The sequence below is a fragment of the Hassallia byssoidea VB512170 genome (assembly GCF_000817785.2).
GTDB lineage: Bacteria > Cyanobacteriota > Cyanobacteriia > Cyanobacteriales > Nostocaceae > Hassallia > Hassallia carrinoi.
Window position 1 is genome coordinate 1 of the sequence record NZ_JTCM02000136.1, and the last position, 16,622, is coordinate 16,622.

13 protein-coding genes and 1 pseudogene are annotated in these 16,622 nt (G+C 42.1%); 2 read left to right on the top strand and 12 right to left on the bottom strand.

Going from position 1 to position 16,622, the window contains the following annotated elements:
* The 10 genes and pseudogenes from PI95_RS31240 to PI95_RS31285 all read right to left on the bottom strand — a co-directional run.
* Positions 1-1,055 (bottom strand): annotated as a pseudogene (locus tag PI95_RS31240) (hypothetical protein); the annotation flags it as partial.
* A gap of 121 nt (positions 1,056-1,176) precedes the next feature.
* The gene (locus PI95_RS31245) at positions 1,177-1,902 is read right to left on the bottom strand and encodes a hypothetical protein (RefSeq protein ID WP_039753179.1); all 726 of its coding nucleotides are present in this window, start codon (positions 1,900-1,902) and stop codon (positions 1,177-1,179) included.
* A 2-nt stretch (positions 1,903-1,904) separates the two neighbouring features.
* Entirely contained in the window at positions 1,905-3,023 is a 1,119-nt protein-coding gene (locus PI95_RS31250) for a hypothetical protein (RefSeq protein WP_039753180.1), read from the bottom strand.
* Positions 3,024-3,283: 260 nt separating this feature from the next.
* Positions 3,284-4,099, bottom strand: coding sequence for a hypothetical protein (locus tag PI95_RS31255; RefSeq protein WP_039753181.1), 816 nt, complete (start codon positions 4,097-4,099; stop codon positions 3,284-3,286).
* A gap of 33 nt (positions 4,100-4,132) precedes the next feature.
* Positions 4,133-7,480 carry a putative type IV secretion/conjugal transfer ATPase gene (locus PI95_RS31260; protein WP_236117274.1) on the bottom strand — a complete coding sequence of 1,116 codons (3,348 nt, stop codon included), beginning with the start codon at positions 7,478-7,480 and terminating at the stop codon, positions 4,133-4,135.
* A 206-nt stretch (positions 7,481-7,686) separates the two neighbouring features.
* Positions 7,687-8,322: a hypothetical protein gene (locus PI95_RS31265; protein ID WP_039753182.1), complete on the bottom strand. Its 636-nt coding sequence runs from the start codon at positions 8,320-8,322 to the stop codon at positions 7,687-7,689.
* A 19-nt stretch (positions 8,323-8,341) separates the two neighbouring features.
* The gene (locus PI95_RS31270) at positions 8,342-8,602 is read right to left on the bottom strand and encodes a hypothetical protein (RefSeq protein WP_039753184.1); all 261 of its coding nucleotides are present in this window, start codon (positions 8,600-8,602) and stop codon (positions 8,342-8,344) included.
* Positions 8,586-9,035 (bottom strand): hypothetical protein, encoded by a 450-nt coding sequence (locus tag PI95_RS31275; RefSeq protein WP_039753185.1) that lies wholly within the window; start codon positions 9,033-9,035, stop codon positions 8,586-8,588. Before PI95_RS31275 ends, PI95_RS31270 begins: the two co-directional genes overlap by 17 nt.
* A gap of 800 nt (positions 9,036-9,835) precedes the next feature.
* Complete coding sequence (locus PI95_RS31280) at positions 9,836-10,249, bottom strand: type II toxin-antitoxin system VapC family toxin (RefSeq protein ID WP_039753186.1); 414 nt, start codon at positions 10,247-10,249, stop codon at positions 9,836-9,838.
* A complete protein-coding gene (locus tag PI95_RS31285; RefSeq protein WP_039753188.1) occupies positions 10,246-10,455 on the bottom strand; it encodes a hypothetical protein in 210 nt (69 codons plus the stop codon). The genes PI95_RS31280 and PI95_RS31285 overlap by 4 nt, the downstream gene beginning before the upstream one ends.
* A gap of 269 nt (positions 10,456-10,724) precedes the next feature.
* Here PI95_RS31285 and PI95_RS31290 point away from each other — a divergent pair, with 269 nt between their 5' ends.
* Positions 10,725-11,165, top strand: a complete 441-nt coding sequence (locus PI95_RS31290) for an RpnC/YadD family protein (RefSeq protein ID WP_163519358.1) — start codon at positions 10,725-10,727, stop codon at positions 11,163-11,165.
* 60 nt (positions 11,166-11,225) lie between these two features.
* Here the strand turns inward: PI95_RS31290 and PI95_RS36400 are convergent, their stop codons facing one another.
* Together PI95_RS36400 and PI95_RS31295 are read right to left on the bottom strand one after the other, a co-directional pair.
* Positions 11,226-11,924 carry a hypothetical protein gene (locus tag PI95_RS36400; protein ID WP_236117275.1) on the bottom strand — a complete coding sequence of 233 codons (699 nt, stop codon included), beginning with the start codon at positions 11,922-11,924 and terminating at the stop codon, positions 11,226-11,228.
* Positions 11,840-13,549, bottom strand: a complete 1,710-nt coding sequence (locus PI95_RS31295; RefSeq protein ID WP_236117276.1) for a hypothetical protein — start codon at positions 13,547-13,549, stop codon at positions 11,840-11,842. The genes PI95_RS36400 and PI95_RS31295 overlap by 85 nt, the downstream gene beginning before the upstream one ends.
* Positions 13,550-14,256: 707 nt before the next feature.
* Here PI95_RS31295 and PI95_RS31300 point away from each other — a divergent pair.
* Positions 14,257-16,551, top strand: a complete 2,295-nt coding sequence (locus PI95_RS31300; RefSeq protein WP_052325819.1) for a tetratricopeptide repeat protein — start codon at positions 14,257-14,259, stop codon at positions 16,549-16,551.
* Positions 16,552-16,622 lie beyond the last annotated feature (71 nt).

Here is a 16,622-nt window from a genome sequence, read left to right on the forward strand (position 1 = left end):
AGACAAAAATGGACAGCCTTGTTTTGAAATATTCGTGCAGCATCATAGACAGTCTGTGTAGAAGGCTGTCCATTTTTGTCCACGTTCATTCCAAGGGTACGATTGAGGATACCAAGCATTCCAGGAGTCAGGCTATTAGTTTTACTGTCAGTGCTTTTAGAGCCAATTAAAACTGTTTGAATACCAGGGTCTTGGGGAATAGAAATGGATGCCCTAGCTGTTGGTTTCGAGTCAGTTGGAGTTTGAGTCTTCACTGCAACTTCTGACTGAGTTGAAGCTACTTTAGAGTTACCGATTTGCGACTGTCCCAGGCTAGCTAGTTGGTTCCACTGCTGGAAAGGATCGACATTACTTTCAGGTTGTTGTATTGGTCGTGAAGCTTTATAACTTACAGGATTTGGAGAAATATACCGCACTACTGGAGGTGCAGGTTGAGAAATTCTTACAGGAGTTATTGGTGTTGTGCGTGATGCAGGAGTTGTGCGCGGTGAAAAAGTCTGAGGTGCTGTACGAGGAGGTGGAGGTGGAGATGGCGTTGGTTTGGGTTTATTTTGTAGTGTTGGAGTTGGGGATTTAGCAGCAACAGGTTCTACTTTGAGTTGTTGCCGTTGGTCTTGAAATGCTAATCTGCTTTTAAGTTCGGCAGATTCATCCAAAACTGGTTCGTCTTTTGGAGATGTAGTAGGAGTTTGGACTACTTGTTTGACAGGAGGTTTAGGTTGGAGAAATCCAAACCAGAGCAGTGCTACAGAGCCAATAACTATTCCGACTAAGCCAACTACCGAACCTAGTCGAACACTAGGTTTTTCTGCTAAAGGTCGCTCTACCGCTCCTTCTGCATCTTGTTTCAAGCGATATTCTTCGGAAATGAGGTGACTTGCGGTAGGGTTATAACCTGCCAACAACTGCTCCTCTTCAGGGCTGATATCATCATCAGCAACCAAAGTGGCTTGAGTAGAGCGATGATTGCCGTTAGTACTGTTGAATTCCGGCGAAGAATCAACAGAGTTTTCGTTTAGGTAGTCAAATTCATGGTTTTGATTAGAATTGGTCATAATTCTACCTTTTTCCTTTAGGGGTTGTGCAAAAATAAATTGGTCAGCCGTCTTACCTAGATCCGCGATACCAACGAAAAATTTCAATACACGGCTGACCAATTTATTCAAGCAAGGGTGCTTAGCGTCGTTGCTGAGAATTGAACTCAACCATCTTGGTAATTTGCAGTCCAGACGATCGCACTTCATAAATTTTCTGTTCTACTAGGGAGGCATCTTTACCTAAAGGAGCTCGGGGAATCTCCACTGCTTGGACGGTAAAGGTGCGGTTAAATGGAATACGCTCATCTCTACCAGTAGTGCGGTCAACTAAGATACGGGTAGCAATCATGTCTATTTCCCATTCCCCAGCTCGTACTACTCTCGGTTCTGACAGATAGGAAATAATAGTGGTGCTACGAAGTTGACCTGAAAAGACGCTAGTAGGAACTAATTCGGCAATCTTCGGTAGAGAAGCTTTGGCAAATTCCGGTTCTAGCAGCAGGGAAGCAAACCAAGCATTTGTAGGAATGCGCCCATTTCTACCAACTTGAATGCCTTGGTCTGGTTGATTAGTGCCAGTGAGTTTATCATCCCAGTTAAATGTTAGAGTTGTCCAGTCACTAACTAGCTTTTGAATTACAGCTGGATAACGCCAGTTGCGGTCTTGCTCGGAAATGTAGATTGTCTCGCCATTTACCAACTGGGCAAAGGTCGTCTTGCGATCGGCAATTTTATTGACCCTGAAAGCGGTGAATAGAGTCAACAAAAATATCAGACCGTTAAATGCAGTTAGGCAGAGAAAACAAACAGCCAGGAGATTTTTAGCTTCTGGAAGTAACGGACCTTGAAGTCGTTTAATTTGCATAGTTACCCCCTACGGAGTAGAGCAATACTGGTTGCAGTTCCAATGGCACTGCTAAAAATATCAATTAAGCCTTTGACATTGGCAGAAATGCCATTATAAATCGCCATTCCCCCACCTCCAGCTATCAATACCGCCAAAACTGGTGCAAAGATGCTCAGGAAACATAAAAATCCTACGTCAGATGCTAATTCAGCACCAGACTTCACAAGCACAACGGCTGCTAAACCTACTAAAATGTTGTAACCAAGTTGAACACCAAACAAGGAAATAAACCCTGTCAGCCACGCCCAAATAGGACGACCTTGTAATGGCAGCAAAGATAAACCAACTGCAATGGGCGCAAATAATGCCGTCAGCAGTAGAGCAGCTTCCAGAATATTTACAAAGCCCCATTGCAGGGCATAGAGAATAAAGCGAATAATGGGGATGGCAGTATCTCGAAACACACTACCTGGATCATTGGCAAACTGAACAGCAGTACCGATTTGACCAGGCAAAGTTCTATTCCAGAGAAAACTACCAAAATCTCGTAGTGGTTGGAGTGGAGACTTAGCTTCCTCTTCAGCTTTGGTAACAATTGCCTGTGCCTGGGCTTGCTTTGAGTTCCAGCATTCAACTAACTCTGTACCAACTTTTCCTTGACATTCGCTATAAAGGTTTTCTAGCTGTTGTCTAGCGATACTGCTAATTGCCACATTGGTAATAGCATCTCGAAATGTTAGTTCACCAACTTGAAGCTGAAGAACGCTTTGCACTTGATTGTAAGCAAAGCCTCGGATAACAGTAATTGTCTTCGCCAGCATATTGCCGTTAGACCCCAAGAAAATCATAATCACGATGGGCCAAACAAAGATTGATACCAGTTCTGACCATGATTGCTTTTCAATGATTTCTTTACCAGTGGTCAGCGCTACAAATAAGATGCTGGCGGCTCCCAAGGTAATGCCCAATTTAATTAAACCAATCCATAATGCCGAACCGAGCGGATCTAAAGTAACTAGCCAGACGGTATTCCATGACTCAACTGTGGCGCGAGAAAGTTCTAAAGAACTGGAGATAATTTCTAGGGCATCGGATTCTCCGCCTGTTACCGGAAATGATTGAGCAATTAACTGGAACATGAGTATCAAAAGTATTAGCGATAAGAGCTAAAATTGACAGTAATTACGCTTAAGGTACGAATGAATAGGAGTTTTCACGCACAGCTAGACACGAGTTCGCTAAGTGTCTTATACTGTAAAGCAGAAATCGTTCACGGAGCATTCCGAAAAGAAGAGAAGAGGTCAAAAACGTCAATAAATGGAAGATTTTGCGTAAGTCCTAATTAACTGGAAATGTCAAATCAAACACTTATAACTAGCTTTGAAATCCCAATTTATAACTACTGATCGGCACCAAGGCTAATGCCACCAGGCATGATTAATAACCCCGCTTGTTGAGTCGCGGCGTTGCCTGCGGAAATACTCTTACGGCGATCGGCAGTATTAATGGCTGAAAGTTCCTTGGCTGTTTGAGCGGTAATGGTTATACTCAATGCCCTGTCAATGCGTGCTTGCTGGGCTTCAAGAAGCATCCGCTCGTTGACGCGACTGGTGAGGGCAGTCTGTTGGGATAGGTTTTGCAAAATCTGTTGTGTGACATCTAAACTTTGGGATTCCTCACCCAAGGTGACGCTTTCTTGAGTATCTTGTTGAGTAACTTGCTTAATTTGAGCCATCTGACTTTGGGCTGTTTGGCTCAAAGTAGCCTGATTAGCGATCTCTGTGGCAACTGTTCTAGTAGCATATTTACCAAGGTCTTCACGGATACCATAAGAGCTTTGACCATTGGTTTTGTTCTCCAAAGTTTCAGACAGCACAGCACCAGGGTCATTGTTGGCTGAACCGTTCATGATTCTTGCCAAAACTTTGTTTAAATCTGGAATTTGAATTGCGCCCAAGGCAGAATTGAGCAGATTGCCAAGAGGATTAAATAGGTCATTTTGAGCGAAATTTTTGACATCTCCCACAAAATCATTGATTTGAGATGCTGTGTCTGAGGTGAAAATACTACTACCAGTAGTTTTGTTACTAACAGCAGCAGCTACTGGATCTCGACCGTCGTCTTGAGTGCGAGCAAGGGCTGGATTGGCGATAGAACCAAGTGACAAAATTAGAACCAGTGCCATCAATCTGATAAAGGTAAGTTTAGATTTCATGATTTACCCTCCTTAATGCAGTTTTTAGATATATCAACTTGCAATCAGGCGTTCTTGAGCCTGTTGGTCATCGTTACTCTTGAGGCGATCGCCTTCTCCTTGCATAGGGGAAGTGCGTTGGTGGAGCCTATCCCCAGGACTTACAGCGGGGCGTAGCCAATCGCCCAATGCTGGAGTTTGATGTATTTCTCGACCAATATGCTGAAACCCTCTGTTTTCCTTCAAAGCAGGAATGTAAGCATCGGTAAACGTTCTCAGTCCTAATAGGTTGCCTTTGGGAGTATTTGGATACTGAGCCATCACTCGCTCTCGTGCTTCCCGTTCATCCTGGTTATTGGCAACACTCGCCAACATCATTTCGCCAGGGTAAAAGCGGGTACGCCAGAATCTACCACCTGTTTCTACTAGCCAGCAGGAATAAAGGTCGCTGGTACGGGGCAAAAATGCTTCAGTTGCATTCTGACTGATAATCTTGACGGGATAGCCCAGATACCGTTGGAAAGAAGCAACACCGCTACTAGTAATACGTCCAGTAATCCGATAGGTCATGTTCTGCATAATTTGAGCGCCTGTTGAACACTCGCAAATGGTATCCGGATCTTGGGACAACAGCAGAACAGCAATGCCTTCTTTCCTTCCCGTGGCACAGGTTTCGCCTATAATCTGGGCAAAGCCATCTTTACGTAACAATACGGAAAGCTCATCGCCAATAAACAAACTCTTAGGATGGGATAGGGCATTACGGATACAGGCAGTATGGGCGTTAATTGCCATCAAGTAAGCATCCTGTTCATTACTCAATCCGCTGAGGGCAAAGAATTTAACCGCCGGGATTGGGGAAAAAGTGCTGGGACGAGCGATCGCTTTCCCTAACCTAGATGCGAGTAAAGCACTAACCTGATTTTGGATTTGGTTGAGTGCCAGTCGGTCAATCTCTTCAAACGATCTGAGATTAAGGCGCTCTCTAGTGCAGAACTTGACGAAATCTGGTAGCGTGGGTATCTGCTGCCACTCTGGTGAAAGCCAGCCCATCTCAAAGGCTCGGTTGTAGCGAGCAATAATTTCTGGGTCTTTTAAAAATACGTCCAAAGCTTTAATTAGCAAGGCATCAACCCGTTGAGCTAGATGGGGGTTTTCGACTTTACCCATAGCGATCGCTGTTAATGCTTTGCGAATAAAGTCCTTCCAAGATTCCATGCGCCGTTCCCGTTCGGACTTGTCGAACCGTCGCAAATCTGGCGGTTCCAGTAGGTTACTGCTGCCACTAGAAATATCGTAATATGCTCCTTGCTCCCCCAAAAGCTCAATCGCCGTCTTAAAAGTGCTGTTACCACTGGCAGAGATGTCCATACCAACAACGGGAATATTGTTAGCTAATGCCTCTAAAGCAAAGCGCCATCCCAAAACGCTCTTTCCTGAGCCAGAAGTACCTGTAATTAGAGCGCGTCCAATCTGCTGGTGAAATAAATCCACATAAATAGGCTTGCCACCACGGCTGGTAAGGAATTCTACACCCTGTTTATCGATGTCCTTGGGGACAGTTAGGGGCATAATCCCAGCCACAGTATGTGTATCTAAAGTTATTCTGCGTTCGCTGAGATTACCTCCATGCAGCAACCATTTGCAGGTAATCGGCAGGGTTTGCAGCCAAATTTCCCAAGCAATATTACGCTCTCGAATTACTTTGGCAGTCTCAAAACTGTTAGCCAGTAAGTTGCAAGCGTGGGTTAACTCTTGGGCACTGTGGCGGTAAACTAGAAATACAGGCGCACAGTGCAACGCTTTCGTGCCTTCGTAAAGTCGCCGCTGGGCTTCAAAGGATTCCTCCTGTTTGATTTCCGCTCCAATATCGCGTCCCTGTCCTTTGGTTATGGCTAAAGTGCGAGCTGTTTTGGATTGTTTTGCCTGACGCGCCAGGTTGTCTTGGATTAAGAAGTCATTGCTGCGGCTAATTTCAACCCAAGCTTCTGTATCGTGGACGTAGCTGGAAGCAAGGATTTTCCACACCCACTTTAGCTGATCTTGGGCATTAGACCAACCGACGGGGGGATCTGTTACAACCATGACTCCACAAACCTTGCTTTTACCTGTCAAGTAAACTCGGTCATTATCTCCCCGATGTTCGGGGCAAGCAGAACGTCCTTGTTGTCCTTCAATCAGTAATGTACAGATGTGTTTATCGGTGGTTAGGGTTTCCGTTAACTCCAGTCCCGTCTCAGTCTCCTTCAGTGTAATAACTTGGGGAATAGGAGGTGCTGCACCCTCATTAAATCGATTCCAGAGCCACTGCCACAAATCTGTAGCACTGCAAGGTGTTACTTCTAAGCCAATTTTGGTATTGAGCAGCAATTCCCACTGAATGAATCCTTGCTGAAACCCTTGCAGTAAGAGCTTTTTGAAAAACTCTTCTTGGTAAATGCGCTTATTTCCCGTAATTTGTTCAACTGCCCAAGAGCCAAATTTTCTGCATTTTTCAATCAGTCCACCCACAAAATCCTTTTGCTTGTAGCTGCAATCATCATCGCTCGTCCAAGTACAGAAGGCAATTTGATTCCAGATTTGGCGAGAACCTGCTTCCTTGAGTTGTTCCACCCGCAATTGCTCGTTGCGAAGCAGCACAGAAACTGGTTTCAAGTGGCAATCGTCTGCTAAGGCAGTAAGCGGGGTTTGGCGTTTGTGCGGTACTCCCTTGGTAGAGCCTGTCTGTAGGGAATATGACTCAGTATGATCACTAGAACAGCCTGTACAAAAGGTAATTTTTTCACCGGGGGGTAGTTCTTTCAAACCCTCTTCGATAGAGTGGGCAAATTCGCTGACTTCATTTTCATGTAGTATGTCATGCAGTCCAGCGATGCGAAACCCAAACACGAGTTGATACTGAGAGTTGCCTTTATCCAATAACAGGGCAGCCACTTCACGATCATCTTTCTTAATTTCTGCAATACAGCAGATGTTTACCTCATTTTGGAAGGGCATGAGCTTACTTTTGCCTCCATATTGATTCGGTACAATCAGTGGCTTGAATCGGATTTGCACTTGCGAGTCTGAGTAGCGCCGACGCACCCACCAGGGTCGATATTCAGGGATCGGTGAGATATAAATGCTGTTACTGTTGCACCACTCTGTTCCCGGTGGATTACGCCATCGATCTAAAAACTGATGGGGCTGTTTGCCTGTGAGAATCCACCAACTGATAATTAGCCAGAAGGAGGTGGCAAAGAACCAACCCATACCCAAACTGAGTAAACCATTGGTGAGAACATAGCAAACTACAATGATGGCAATCCAAGGAAGTAGCTGTTCAGCCGGAATTGGCCCAATGCTGGCTTGCTTGCCTAGAATCCGATTGACTTTGATGAATTCTCGATTGTCTTGTGCCATATTTTTGTAATTCTCTGGTGCTGCATTAGTAGTCAGTCAACCAAGAAGTGACAAGTGAAGATAAGCGGGAGAATAGGACTTTTCTTCTTGTCATAAACCTCTCAAAGTTATCCAGACCAACTATGCTCATCCCCCACTGATGAATTCTGACGAATGTTTTCTGACTTCTGAATTCTTATTTAATGGGTATAAAATTTAAGTTGGGTTTACCTGATGGCTGATGTTGTTCCTGCGCCATTACCGACAAATATGAAAGTGATGACATCAATGGCAATTACGATGGAGAACGCTAAACCAACTTGAGTAACAATCGGTCGCCAGTCGTTACCTTGCTGGGCTTGGTTATAGGCAAATAGAGAAGCAGCAGCAACCAGCAGCAAGAATGCACCTCGGATGAGGTTAAATGTTAAACCAACAACGTTGGCATCCAAAGTGCCTGTAGAACCGCCTCCTGCTTGGGAACTTTGTTGGGCTAGATTGTTGAAGAAGCTTTCCAACCCGCTTAAGAAAATAGCTTGGGCTGGAGTTGTAAAGGTATCGAGTAAAGCGGTAACAGTTATAATGGCGGCAACAATATGCCAAAAGCGAATTTTTCTACCTAAATACTTTTTTAGAATTGGTATTGTCCGAATTACGTACCCAATACTCAAGAAAACAATGGTGGCACATCCCAAAATAGTGACGAATATGGGTTTGGTAGCTAACAAATAAATTCCAATCGCAAGACATAGGAAAATGAAAAGTAAGTCTGTGCGGTTGATTTTCAGGTTTCTCAAGTTGGTCGAAAATTTACGAGATGGCAGCAGTTTTAATTGACAAATGTGAGATTTTGGGTTAATCATTTTTCTGTTCTCGGTAGAATTAAACTTGCATTTCTGGTTTGCTGGCTTTTCTTTGAGTTTGTTTCTGGCGTTGCCTTGCAGTATCTTTATCAGTCTGGGCTTGGGTAGAGCGAGTTGATTGCTGATTGTCCAGTAGCGCTTCTATCTCACGCAGGGGGATACTGCACTGCAAAATCTCCGGGGGCTGCCCTGGTACTAAAACGGCATCAAGCACTTGTTCATCGTTACGATTAGGGTTAAATCCTTGAAGTAGCCGTGTATCATTAATCGAGCAGATCATCTTCTAATTCATCATCGAGATCGTCAAGTTCTGTTTCAGCAAAACCGCAAATTTCAGCAATGTTAGAAGGGGTGAAGTAGTTTTCATCTTTGCTAGTAATTCCTTCTAAATTTTTAATCAGGTACTTACCGCTAGTTCTGTGGCTGGGATCGCTGGTGAGGTAGAAGCGATAGCCTCTAATCTCGTCATCATCTCCACCTCCTACACAGAGTTCTACTGTGATGGGGGCTTTACCTGATTCCTGGCTGTAATTTTCTACATAGGCTTTAAAGTCTTCGTGGGACTGGATAGAATCATCCTGAATTGATTCAGCAATGGCTTTATCCAGTATGTTTTCAATATGGCGGAGTTTGCGGCGATCTGTCAGGTTTTCCCATGAGCGATTTTGATAATTTTGTCTTTGCTTAGGTTTGGTCAGTGTTTTGGTAGCCATAGGTACTCAAAGCTGATTGCCGATTGAGTTAACCTAACAAGACTTTATCTGAAAACCCCTAGACCAAATGGCGATTTATAAGTTGTCCAGTTGGCTATTAACGTAAGTGTCGCTAGTTAGGCGAAAGGTGACATCGCTTGATTGGATAGGAAATGGGTAGGTGTAGTCTTGAGGGGGCGATCGCTCAGTATAGACAAAAAAGCCTTACTAGTTGTGAAAATTGACAAATTAGAGATATTGTTTATTACATAGACGTAATATAATAGAAAGTGAACTGGGAAATAGAATATACCAATGAGTTTGAGATCATTCTTGACAGGTTAAAGTCATAAACAATTTGTCAATAAGTAATAGTGCTTAAAGATTTGGCGAAAATGAGGGTAGAAAACACAATTTTTGGGCTAGCGATGCCTACATCTGGCTACGCCTGCGCGTAATATGAAAAAACATCACTCATTTTTGTGTTCCATTAACCGTACAAAAGTAAATTTTATACTAACGCACTGAGCTAATTTACAGCGTAACTACTATTGACAAAATTGATTTTCTCTTAGCCTGTCAAGAATGGTTTGAGATTTGGTGGCAAACTCTTAAAGAAGAGCAACAAGATAATATTGTCAGCCTTGTTCAACTACTTGAAGAAAAGGGAACACAATTGCCATTTCCTTATTCATCCGATGTCAAAGGTTAAAAAAACTCCCACTTAAGAGAGTTACGTATTCAAAGTGGTGGTAAACCAATCAGAATATTTTATGCTTTTTCAGAATAAAATAGTAAATATATTTTTATTTGTACTTAATTTATGATGGTAAAATTTGAAATCCGGCTTGATAAAAATGATTATCTAAGGTTAAAGCTGTAACAATCTCTCGTTGTTGCATAACGATAAATGATAAACAATCAGTGAGAGAATAAGATTTGTCTTTATGCTTTTGAAAATATTCCCATCCCTGATTAAATAGAGTTTGATTAATTTCGATTAATTCTATATCAGGACTTTCCAATAACCGATTACCAACTTCAACTGCTTTATAATGAAGGTTTCGACTATTAAAAAAAGTAACAACTTCATCAAAAATGTATGTTGTTGTTATTAAAAAAGGTTTGGATTTTATTAAAGTAGCCCAATTTTGTAATACTTTTTGATGAGCATCTTCATTTTTTATTTCCAGAGCTAAAATATAGCTAGTATCTAAAAAGTAAATCTTTTTCATGGGTTATAGAGATAATGATCGTGGTTAATTCCACCATCTTTTACATCACATTCCACAGGGTCGGAACCTAAATCCCAAATAGAAGATGTTTGTTTGATGCTAGTAATAATAATTTTTCCATGTTCTTGAATAATCTCAAAGTCTTGGTTTTCTCCTAATAGTTCTTTAGGGATTAGTAAGCCTTTTTCTGTTGCTGTTAATTTCATATTTAATTACCTCGATTTATTTTGTAAGTTAATCAAATGAATTTGCTTTGTAGCAGAATAGGTAGATAATACCTACTCAACGGAGAAAAACATTATTTGAGGAAAGCTCCTTCTAAAATTTTAGCAAAATTATCAAAAACGTGCTTTGGTGTTATTTCGCTCATCTGCTGAACCTCAAAATTATCGTCTCACGTTTCCTGATTTAAAGGTTTTGGAATTTAAGGAGAGCAGCAATTCAATTAAATCGCCTAAGTTGGCGGGATTTTATAGTGCAACACAATCCAGTCGCAGCGGCGTTGATGGCCAAGATGAATATTGCGGTGTCAGAACGTCCGCAGGTGAAGGCAGAATGTTTGCGGTTGCTGACAACTTTAAGGTTAGACCCGGCGCGGATGCAATTAATTTCGGGGTTTGTTGATACTTATTTACGGCTGGATGATACTGAGAAGCAGGTTTTTCAAGCGGCGATTAGTACAATGGGATTAGATGAACGGGAGGAAGTTATGCAGATTCTAACAAGTTGGCAACAAGAAGGTGTGGAAATCGAAAGAAGGGAAACAATTTCGACGCTTTTAAAAGTACGTTTTGGAAATTTAGATGCTGAGTTAGAGGCGATTATTCCTCAGTTAATGCAGTTATCTAGGGAAGAATATCTTGGCTTACTTTTACAGGCTGACCGTAAGGAATTATTATCGCGGTTTCAAAGGTAATTGTCATTTGATAAAAGTGAGTGTGCTATTTAGTACATTCACATAATCTCCTTTGCAGCTTCAGTTCAACTCAATATTCTGACTGCTAATATGGTGTCCATTATTTGATAACTCATGTTTTCTATGAAGTAATCGTTCCCTTTCTAAAATCATCGCTTCTAGCTCACTGGCACGTTCTTCTGAAAGTGGAAATATCTCCTCACCCGTCTGTAGATTGCCTCGACAAATCGTCCGCTTACCTTCATTTCGCACAATAAAATCACCACTTGGTTGCACATAAGCAGTCCAATGGCTACCAATCTTGAACTGCTCAATTTCATTACTTGCAGATTGATTGGCTTGTCGCTGTTCGTAGGTAGTAGCGATCGCTTCTACCAAATTATCAAACATTTCTTTACGCCAGAGTTCACGGTGAATGGCTCGGAATTGCCCAGCAGTATCTAACTTTGGTTCTGATTCCGGTAATGGAACTTCTGGCAGATTGATTGACTCAGAATTAACTTTGAGGATAATACTAGAGCCATCTGGTTGCAAAGTAGCTGCAAATGTAGCACCAATCGGCAGTTTCGGACTGTCAGGAGCAAAAGTGCCTAAATTCTTGCCATCAATCTGTAATATCGGTGTCCCGTTGTAACGATAAAATTCTGGGTGTGATTCGGGTAACTCAAAAACTCCTACTTCCAGAGTAACGCTGCGCTTTTTCCATTGCTTACTAGCAAAGTTTTCATTGGCAAAGTGATTGTATTTGATACCCAACACTTTAATTTCATCAAACTGAAAATCCTGAAGCTGTTGACATACTTCCTCACACGCCCAATGTTTGTTGCAACCAGCCCTACTTTATTTTGACTGCTGGCAGCAGCAATCTCTGCTAAATTTTTGTATTTTAAGTTGCCTTCTTCATCTGTGATTTCCGTATACGCTAGCTTAGTCCGTTGTTTAACTGGTTCAAATCGTCCCGGTTCACCTGCGCGGAGAGTTTCTTGAGCAATATTAGGTAGTTTACTAGCAGAACTGATCATTAACTGGTCGCCGTCAAAATCGGCTTGGTGGTATTCCTCCGCATCCTTGGGGTGAATCCAAACTACGTTGCGAGTTTTCCTCAATTCTGGGTCGTGGATGTTTTGGTAGAGGCGGATGTTGTCTGAGTTGACAATGGGGTAACGGGTGAGAATGACATCTCCTTCCGGTAGGTGGGGTACACAGATTGTGCCACGAGTTAGGCGATCGCATGGCATTGCCATACCCGAATTATGGTTGTATCCACCCTTAATCGCTAGGTCACGCCATTGATTGGCTATGTAATCGGTGGCAAACTTGCGGAATTTGGGGGTTTCAATCAATTGACCATATTTATCGCTGCGTAATAAGGAAATCCAGCGAGATTCCTGTGCAGTATTGTTAGCATTACCCTCAATTTCGTTAAAAGCTTCTTCTGACTGCTCTTGCTGCGATCGCTGTTGTTTGTCATATTGTTGGATGATGTATTTTGCTAACACCAAGGGATTGCGCTGCAACTGGGCCAGTTCTCTAGCTTTTTCTTCGGTAGGTTTGCTCAAATCTTGTTTAACTGCTTCTTCTGAGTACCAAATGGTAAATTGCCAACTATTATCGTAGCTGGTAGCTTTGGCGTTACCTCGATTCCCGATTACCGCTTGAGGAAACTCATATTCACCGCAGGGTATTAAGTTTTTGAGTTCCGACTTTTTAATGCCTTTAATTGAGGAACGATCCATAATAATGTCGTAGCCTTGGGCATCAGTCAAATTGGCATCAGGTAGGAAAGTACCTTTGGACAAGAAGCTGGTTTTTGGGCACTGGGAATTATCTGGTTCAGCCCAATTACTCCTCCAAGCAAACCGAAATTGGAATGGACAATTGCCTTCTCCTCCCAATTGTTTGGCAAGTTGAGGCGAAATCTTGCCGTGACAGTCTCCTGTTTTATAATGAGCATACTGTGGGTCTTCAAAGTCCACAATTTTCACTCGCAGCCCTGTAAAAGTTTCTGAGCCTTTGTAGCAATTACTAACTAGTAAAGAACCATAGCGACAGGCAGTGTCCGGTTCTGTAGCGAATAAGCGTCTAATTTTTTTATGCAGTGAACCATCAGCAAAGTAATAACTATTTCCAGAACTGAAAGCTAACTTGCGTCGGATTCCATCCTGAAAAGTTCTTTGTCTTAAATGGTTGGCATCTGGATTTTTACTGTCAATTTTAACCAGTAGTAGAGATTGTAAATCTTCTGCTTCAAACATCTGTTCGAGCAGAGAATTTTTAATGATTTCTGGTTCAGATAAATATCTCCCCTTACCATTGTTATACGACCCATCAAAGATAGGTATGCTCAAACCAGAACCTTCTAAGACTCTAGTGGTTAAATCCATTACCAATAATCTATTAGATAGCTTATCTAGCAAGCATGAGATTCCAATATTCACCTTGGCACGAAATTACATTCGATAAAATCATCCAAGTGGATAATTTACTGATTTCATGGCAGGCGGTAATTTATACGGTATTAACTCTGCTAGATAGCTGTCAATAAATAATAGTTGACAATATAGACACAATCTGAATTCAAAGCGATCGCTGTTTCAGTCACCCTATTAACTTGCTTGTATTTTGTCCAATTCTCTAAAAAATTGATCGACTACAAAAGTTGTATTTCGTCAAGCACGAATACTTGACTGACTCTCTAGCAAACTTCCGAGAAAGTTAAATACCTGAACAGCACTTTTAATCGTATTATCCTTTTTCCACTGTATTGCTCAAGTTACACCATTTTGAAGCTATCACTTTGGACTTTGGACAAAACCTTATATTTATCAGGACTTAAGCAACTGGCACAATCAGTCTCGGCGTGGCAGAGCCGCGCCTTCGATATAGATAATTAATAATTAATTTTTATAAATCTACCTAAAGACATATTTTTTCGTTGTCGCTTTAACAACAATAGCTTTCGTGTAAAAATAATTATTGCCCATACAGTATCTTTACAATGCTTAAGCGACTTTGGCAACAGATTAAAAGCCTTTTTCATCGCTTATTTTGCAGTAAACATACATCTCCTCGATCAGGGGGACAGAGGAAAGTGGAACCACCCAAACGAGTGCCAGATGGTTATGAGCAATTTAACGCTAAACAACTTGAAGAAGTTGGGTACTATAAAGCTCTTGAAATGGCGCTTGGTTACTTAAGGCGATCTCAAGAATCGATTGATTCCATCGACGACATAGCCCTTAAAATCAAACGTGACAAAGATAAAACTCGGCGTGATCGAGATATAGATATTGCATGTGGTTACTTAGAACGATATAGAAAAGCGATCAATTCTAATTCCTATAACAAAGCCCTTGAATTCAACCGTGACGATTATACAGTTTGGATAATTCGGGGTGATGCGTTTGGTTACTTATGGCGAAAAGAAGAAGCGATTGTATCCTACGACAAAGCCATTGAAATCAAACCTGACTCTCATAAAGCTTGGCACCACCGAGGTATTGCACTTTCTAGCTTCAACCGATACGAAGAAGCGATTGTATCCTACGACAAAGCCATTGAAATCAAACCTAACTCCCATGAAGCTTGGTACAATCGGGGCATTGCGCTTAGGTACTCAGGGCGAAGCGAAGAAGCGATTGTATCCTACGACAAAGCCATTGAAATCAAACCTGACTACTATAAAGCTTGGGATAATCGGAGCGAGATTCTTTTTTACTCAGGGCGATATGAAGAAGCGATCGCATCCTACGACAAAACCATTGAAATCAAAGCTGACTCCCATAAAGCTTGGTACCACCGAGGTATTGCACTTTCTAGCTTCAACCGATACGAAGAAGCGATCGCATCCTACGACAAAGCCCTTGAGATCAAACCTAACGATTATTTAGTTTGGAAATTTCGGGGCGAGCAGTTTTCTAAATTAAGGCGATATGAAGAAGCGATCGCATCCTACGACAAAGCCCTTAAAATCAAACCTAACTCCCATGAAACTTGGTACAATCGCGGCATTGCGGCATTTAAAGCAGATAGTCGCGCTCCTCGGCTGATTTTCGGCAGTACAATAGCTACAAAAAATCCTCATCTTAACCAGCGCGGCTATGAGGGAGCGTTAGCAAGTTATAAAGAAGGTTTGAAGTATTGGCACGACCAAGACTCCTCCCTCTCCCTCTTGTTTCCGAGGGAGAAATTACATCAAGCAATCGGCAATGCTCACTACTTGCAAGGAAAAGTTAGTTCCCATCCACATAGTTATTGGTACGAAGCAGTCAACAGTTACAACAAAGCCCTAAAAACTTTCACGCAAGAAAATTATTCTGAGTCGCATTTGGACGTTGTGCAAGACTTAATTCGCGTTCTTTGGGATTTGGAAGATACTACAGAAGCTAAGAAATGGAAACGACATGGCTTAGAAGCGTTTACAAAGTTGTTTAACAGCAAAGAAACTTTTAGCGAAAGACAACAATTAGCATTTGATTTTATTAGCTTTTCGCAAATGCGGGTTGATGTTTTAGTAGAAGAGAGCGAGCCTGTTTTAGCACTAGAAGCTGCTGAGAGAAATAAAAATTCCTACCTCACTTGGATTCTAGACGCTCAAAAGCAAAATGTTCTCAGCCCTAACTATGCTGATATGCAACAGCTAACGGATCATACAACTGCTATTGTCTATTGGCATCTCAGTCCCTTTGCTCTCACCACATTTGTTATCAAACCCAATACTGCTCAACCCAGTGTCATCCCTACTCCCTTCCCCTTGGGAGATATCGAAAGCTGGGTGAAACAATGGAATCAGCAATATGAGGAGTCCCGCAAAAGCAAAGATAAGCAACTTGAGCAACAAAACAACTGGCGTGGTAATTTGCCAGATATGCTCAATCGGCTAGGTGCTTTCCTAAATATCTCAGGTATACTCAGCGAAATTGATGACGAATCCATCCAAAATCTGATATTAATTCCTCACCGCGACTTACACCGCTTCCCTCTCCACGCACTGTTTCCCGATTATTTCACGACTACCTATCTACCCAGTGCCCAAATCGGCATATTCGTACAGCAAATCGAATCAACAAACAATGGAGAAGTACACCAATTGCTGAGTGTGGAACATCCCAACAGCACAGGCTTTGATGTACTACCCCATACCGAGATCGAATCTGCTGCTATCAATAAGCTTTTCAATCATGCCAACAACCAACGGATTTCTGGCGAAGAAGCTACCAACGCTACTGTCAAAGAAGCTCTTGCTACTCAATACGGTATTTTTCACTTCACCGGACATGGCAGTTATGATTTCGAGCATCCCAAACAGTCTGCACTTGTTCTCAGTGGTGAAGATAAACTCACGGTGGAGGAAATCTGCGATATACAGCAGATTGCAGAGAAATGAGGTACACTAATGCGGGTGCATTAATAGGTAGAATGAAAGCTTACTCCATCGACTTACGAGAAAAAATAGTA

Bases quoted from the DNA above. Each gene is read 5' to 3' on its own strand.
- PI95_RS31245 (WP_039753179.1), bottom strand. From the start codon at position 1,902: ATGCAAATTAAACGACTTCAAGGTCCGTTACTTCCAGAAGCTAAAAAT.
- PI95_RS31250 (WP_039753180.1), bottom strand. From the start codon at position 3,023: ATGTTCCAGTTAATTGCTCAATCATTTCCGGTAACAGGCGGAGAATCC.
- PI95_RS31255 (WP_039753181.1), bottom strand. From the start codon at position 4,099: ATGAAATCTAAACTTACCTTTATCAGATTGATGGCACTGGTTCTAATT.
- PI95_RS31260 (WP_236117274.1), bottom strand. From the start codon at position 7,480: ATGGCACAAGACAATCGAGAATTCATCAAAGTCAATCGGATTCTAGGC.
- PI95_RS31265 (WP_039753182.1), bottom strand. From the start codon at position 8,322: ATGATTAACCCAAAATCTCACATTTGTCAATTAAAACTGCTGCCATCT.
- PI95_RS31270 (WP_039753184.1), bottom strand. From the start codon at position 8,602: ATGATCTGCTCGATTAATGATACACGGCTACTTCAAGGATTTAACCCT.
- PI95_RS31275 (WP_039753185.1), bottom strand. From the start codon at position 9,035: ATGGCTACCAAAACACTGACCAAACCTAAGCAAAGACAAAATTATCAA.
- PI95_RS31280 (WP_039753186.1), bottom strand. From the start codon at position 10,249: ATGAAAAAGATTTACTTTTTAGATACTAGCTATATTTTAGCTCTGGAA.
- PI95_RS31285 (WP_039753188.1), bottom strand. From the start codon at position 10,455: ATGAAATTAACAGCAACAGAAAAAGGCTTACTAATCCCTAAAGAACTA.
- PI95_RS31295 (WP_236117276.1), bottom strand. From the start codon at position 13,549: ATGGATTTAACCACTAGAGTCTTAGAAGGTTCTGGTTTGAGCATACCT.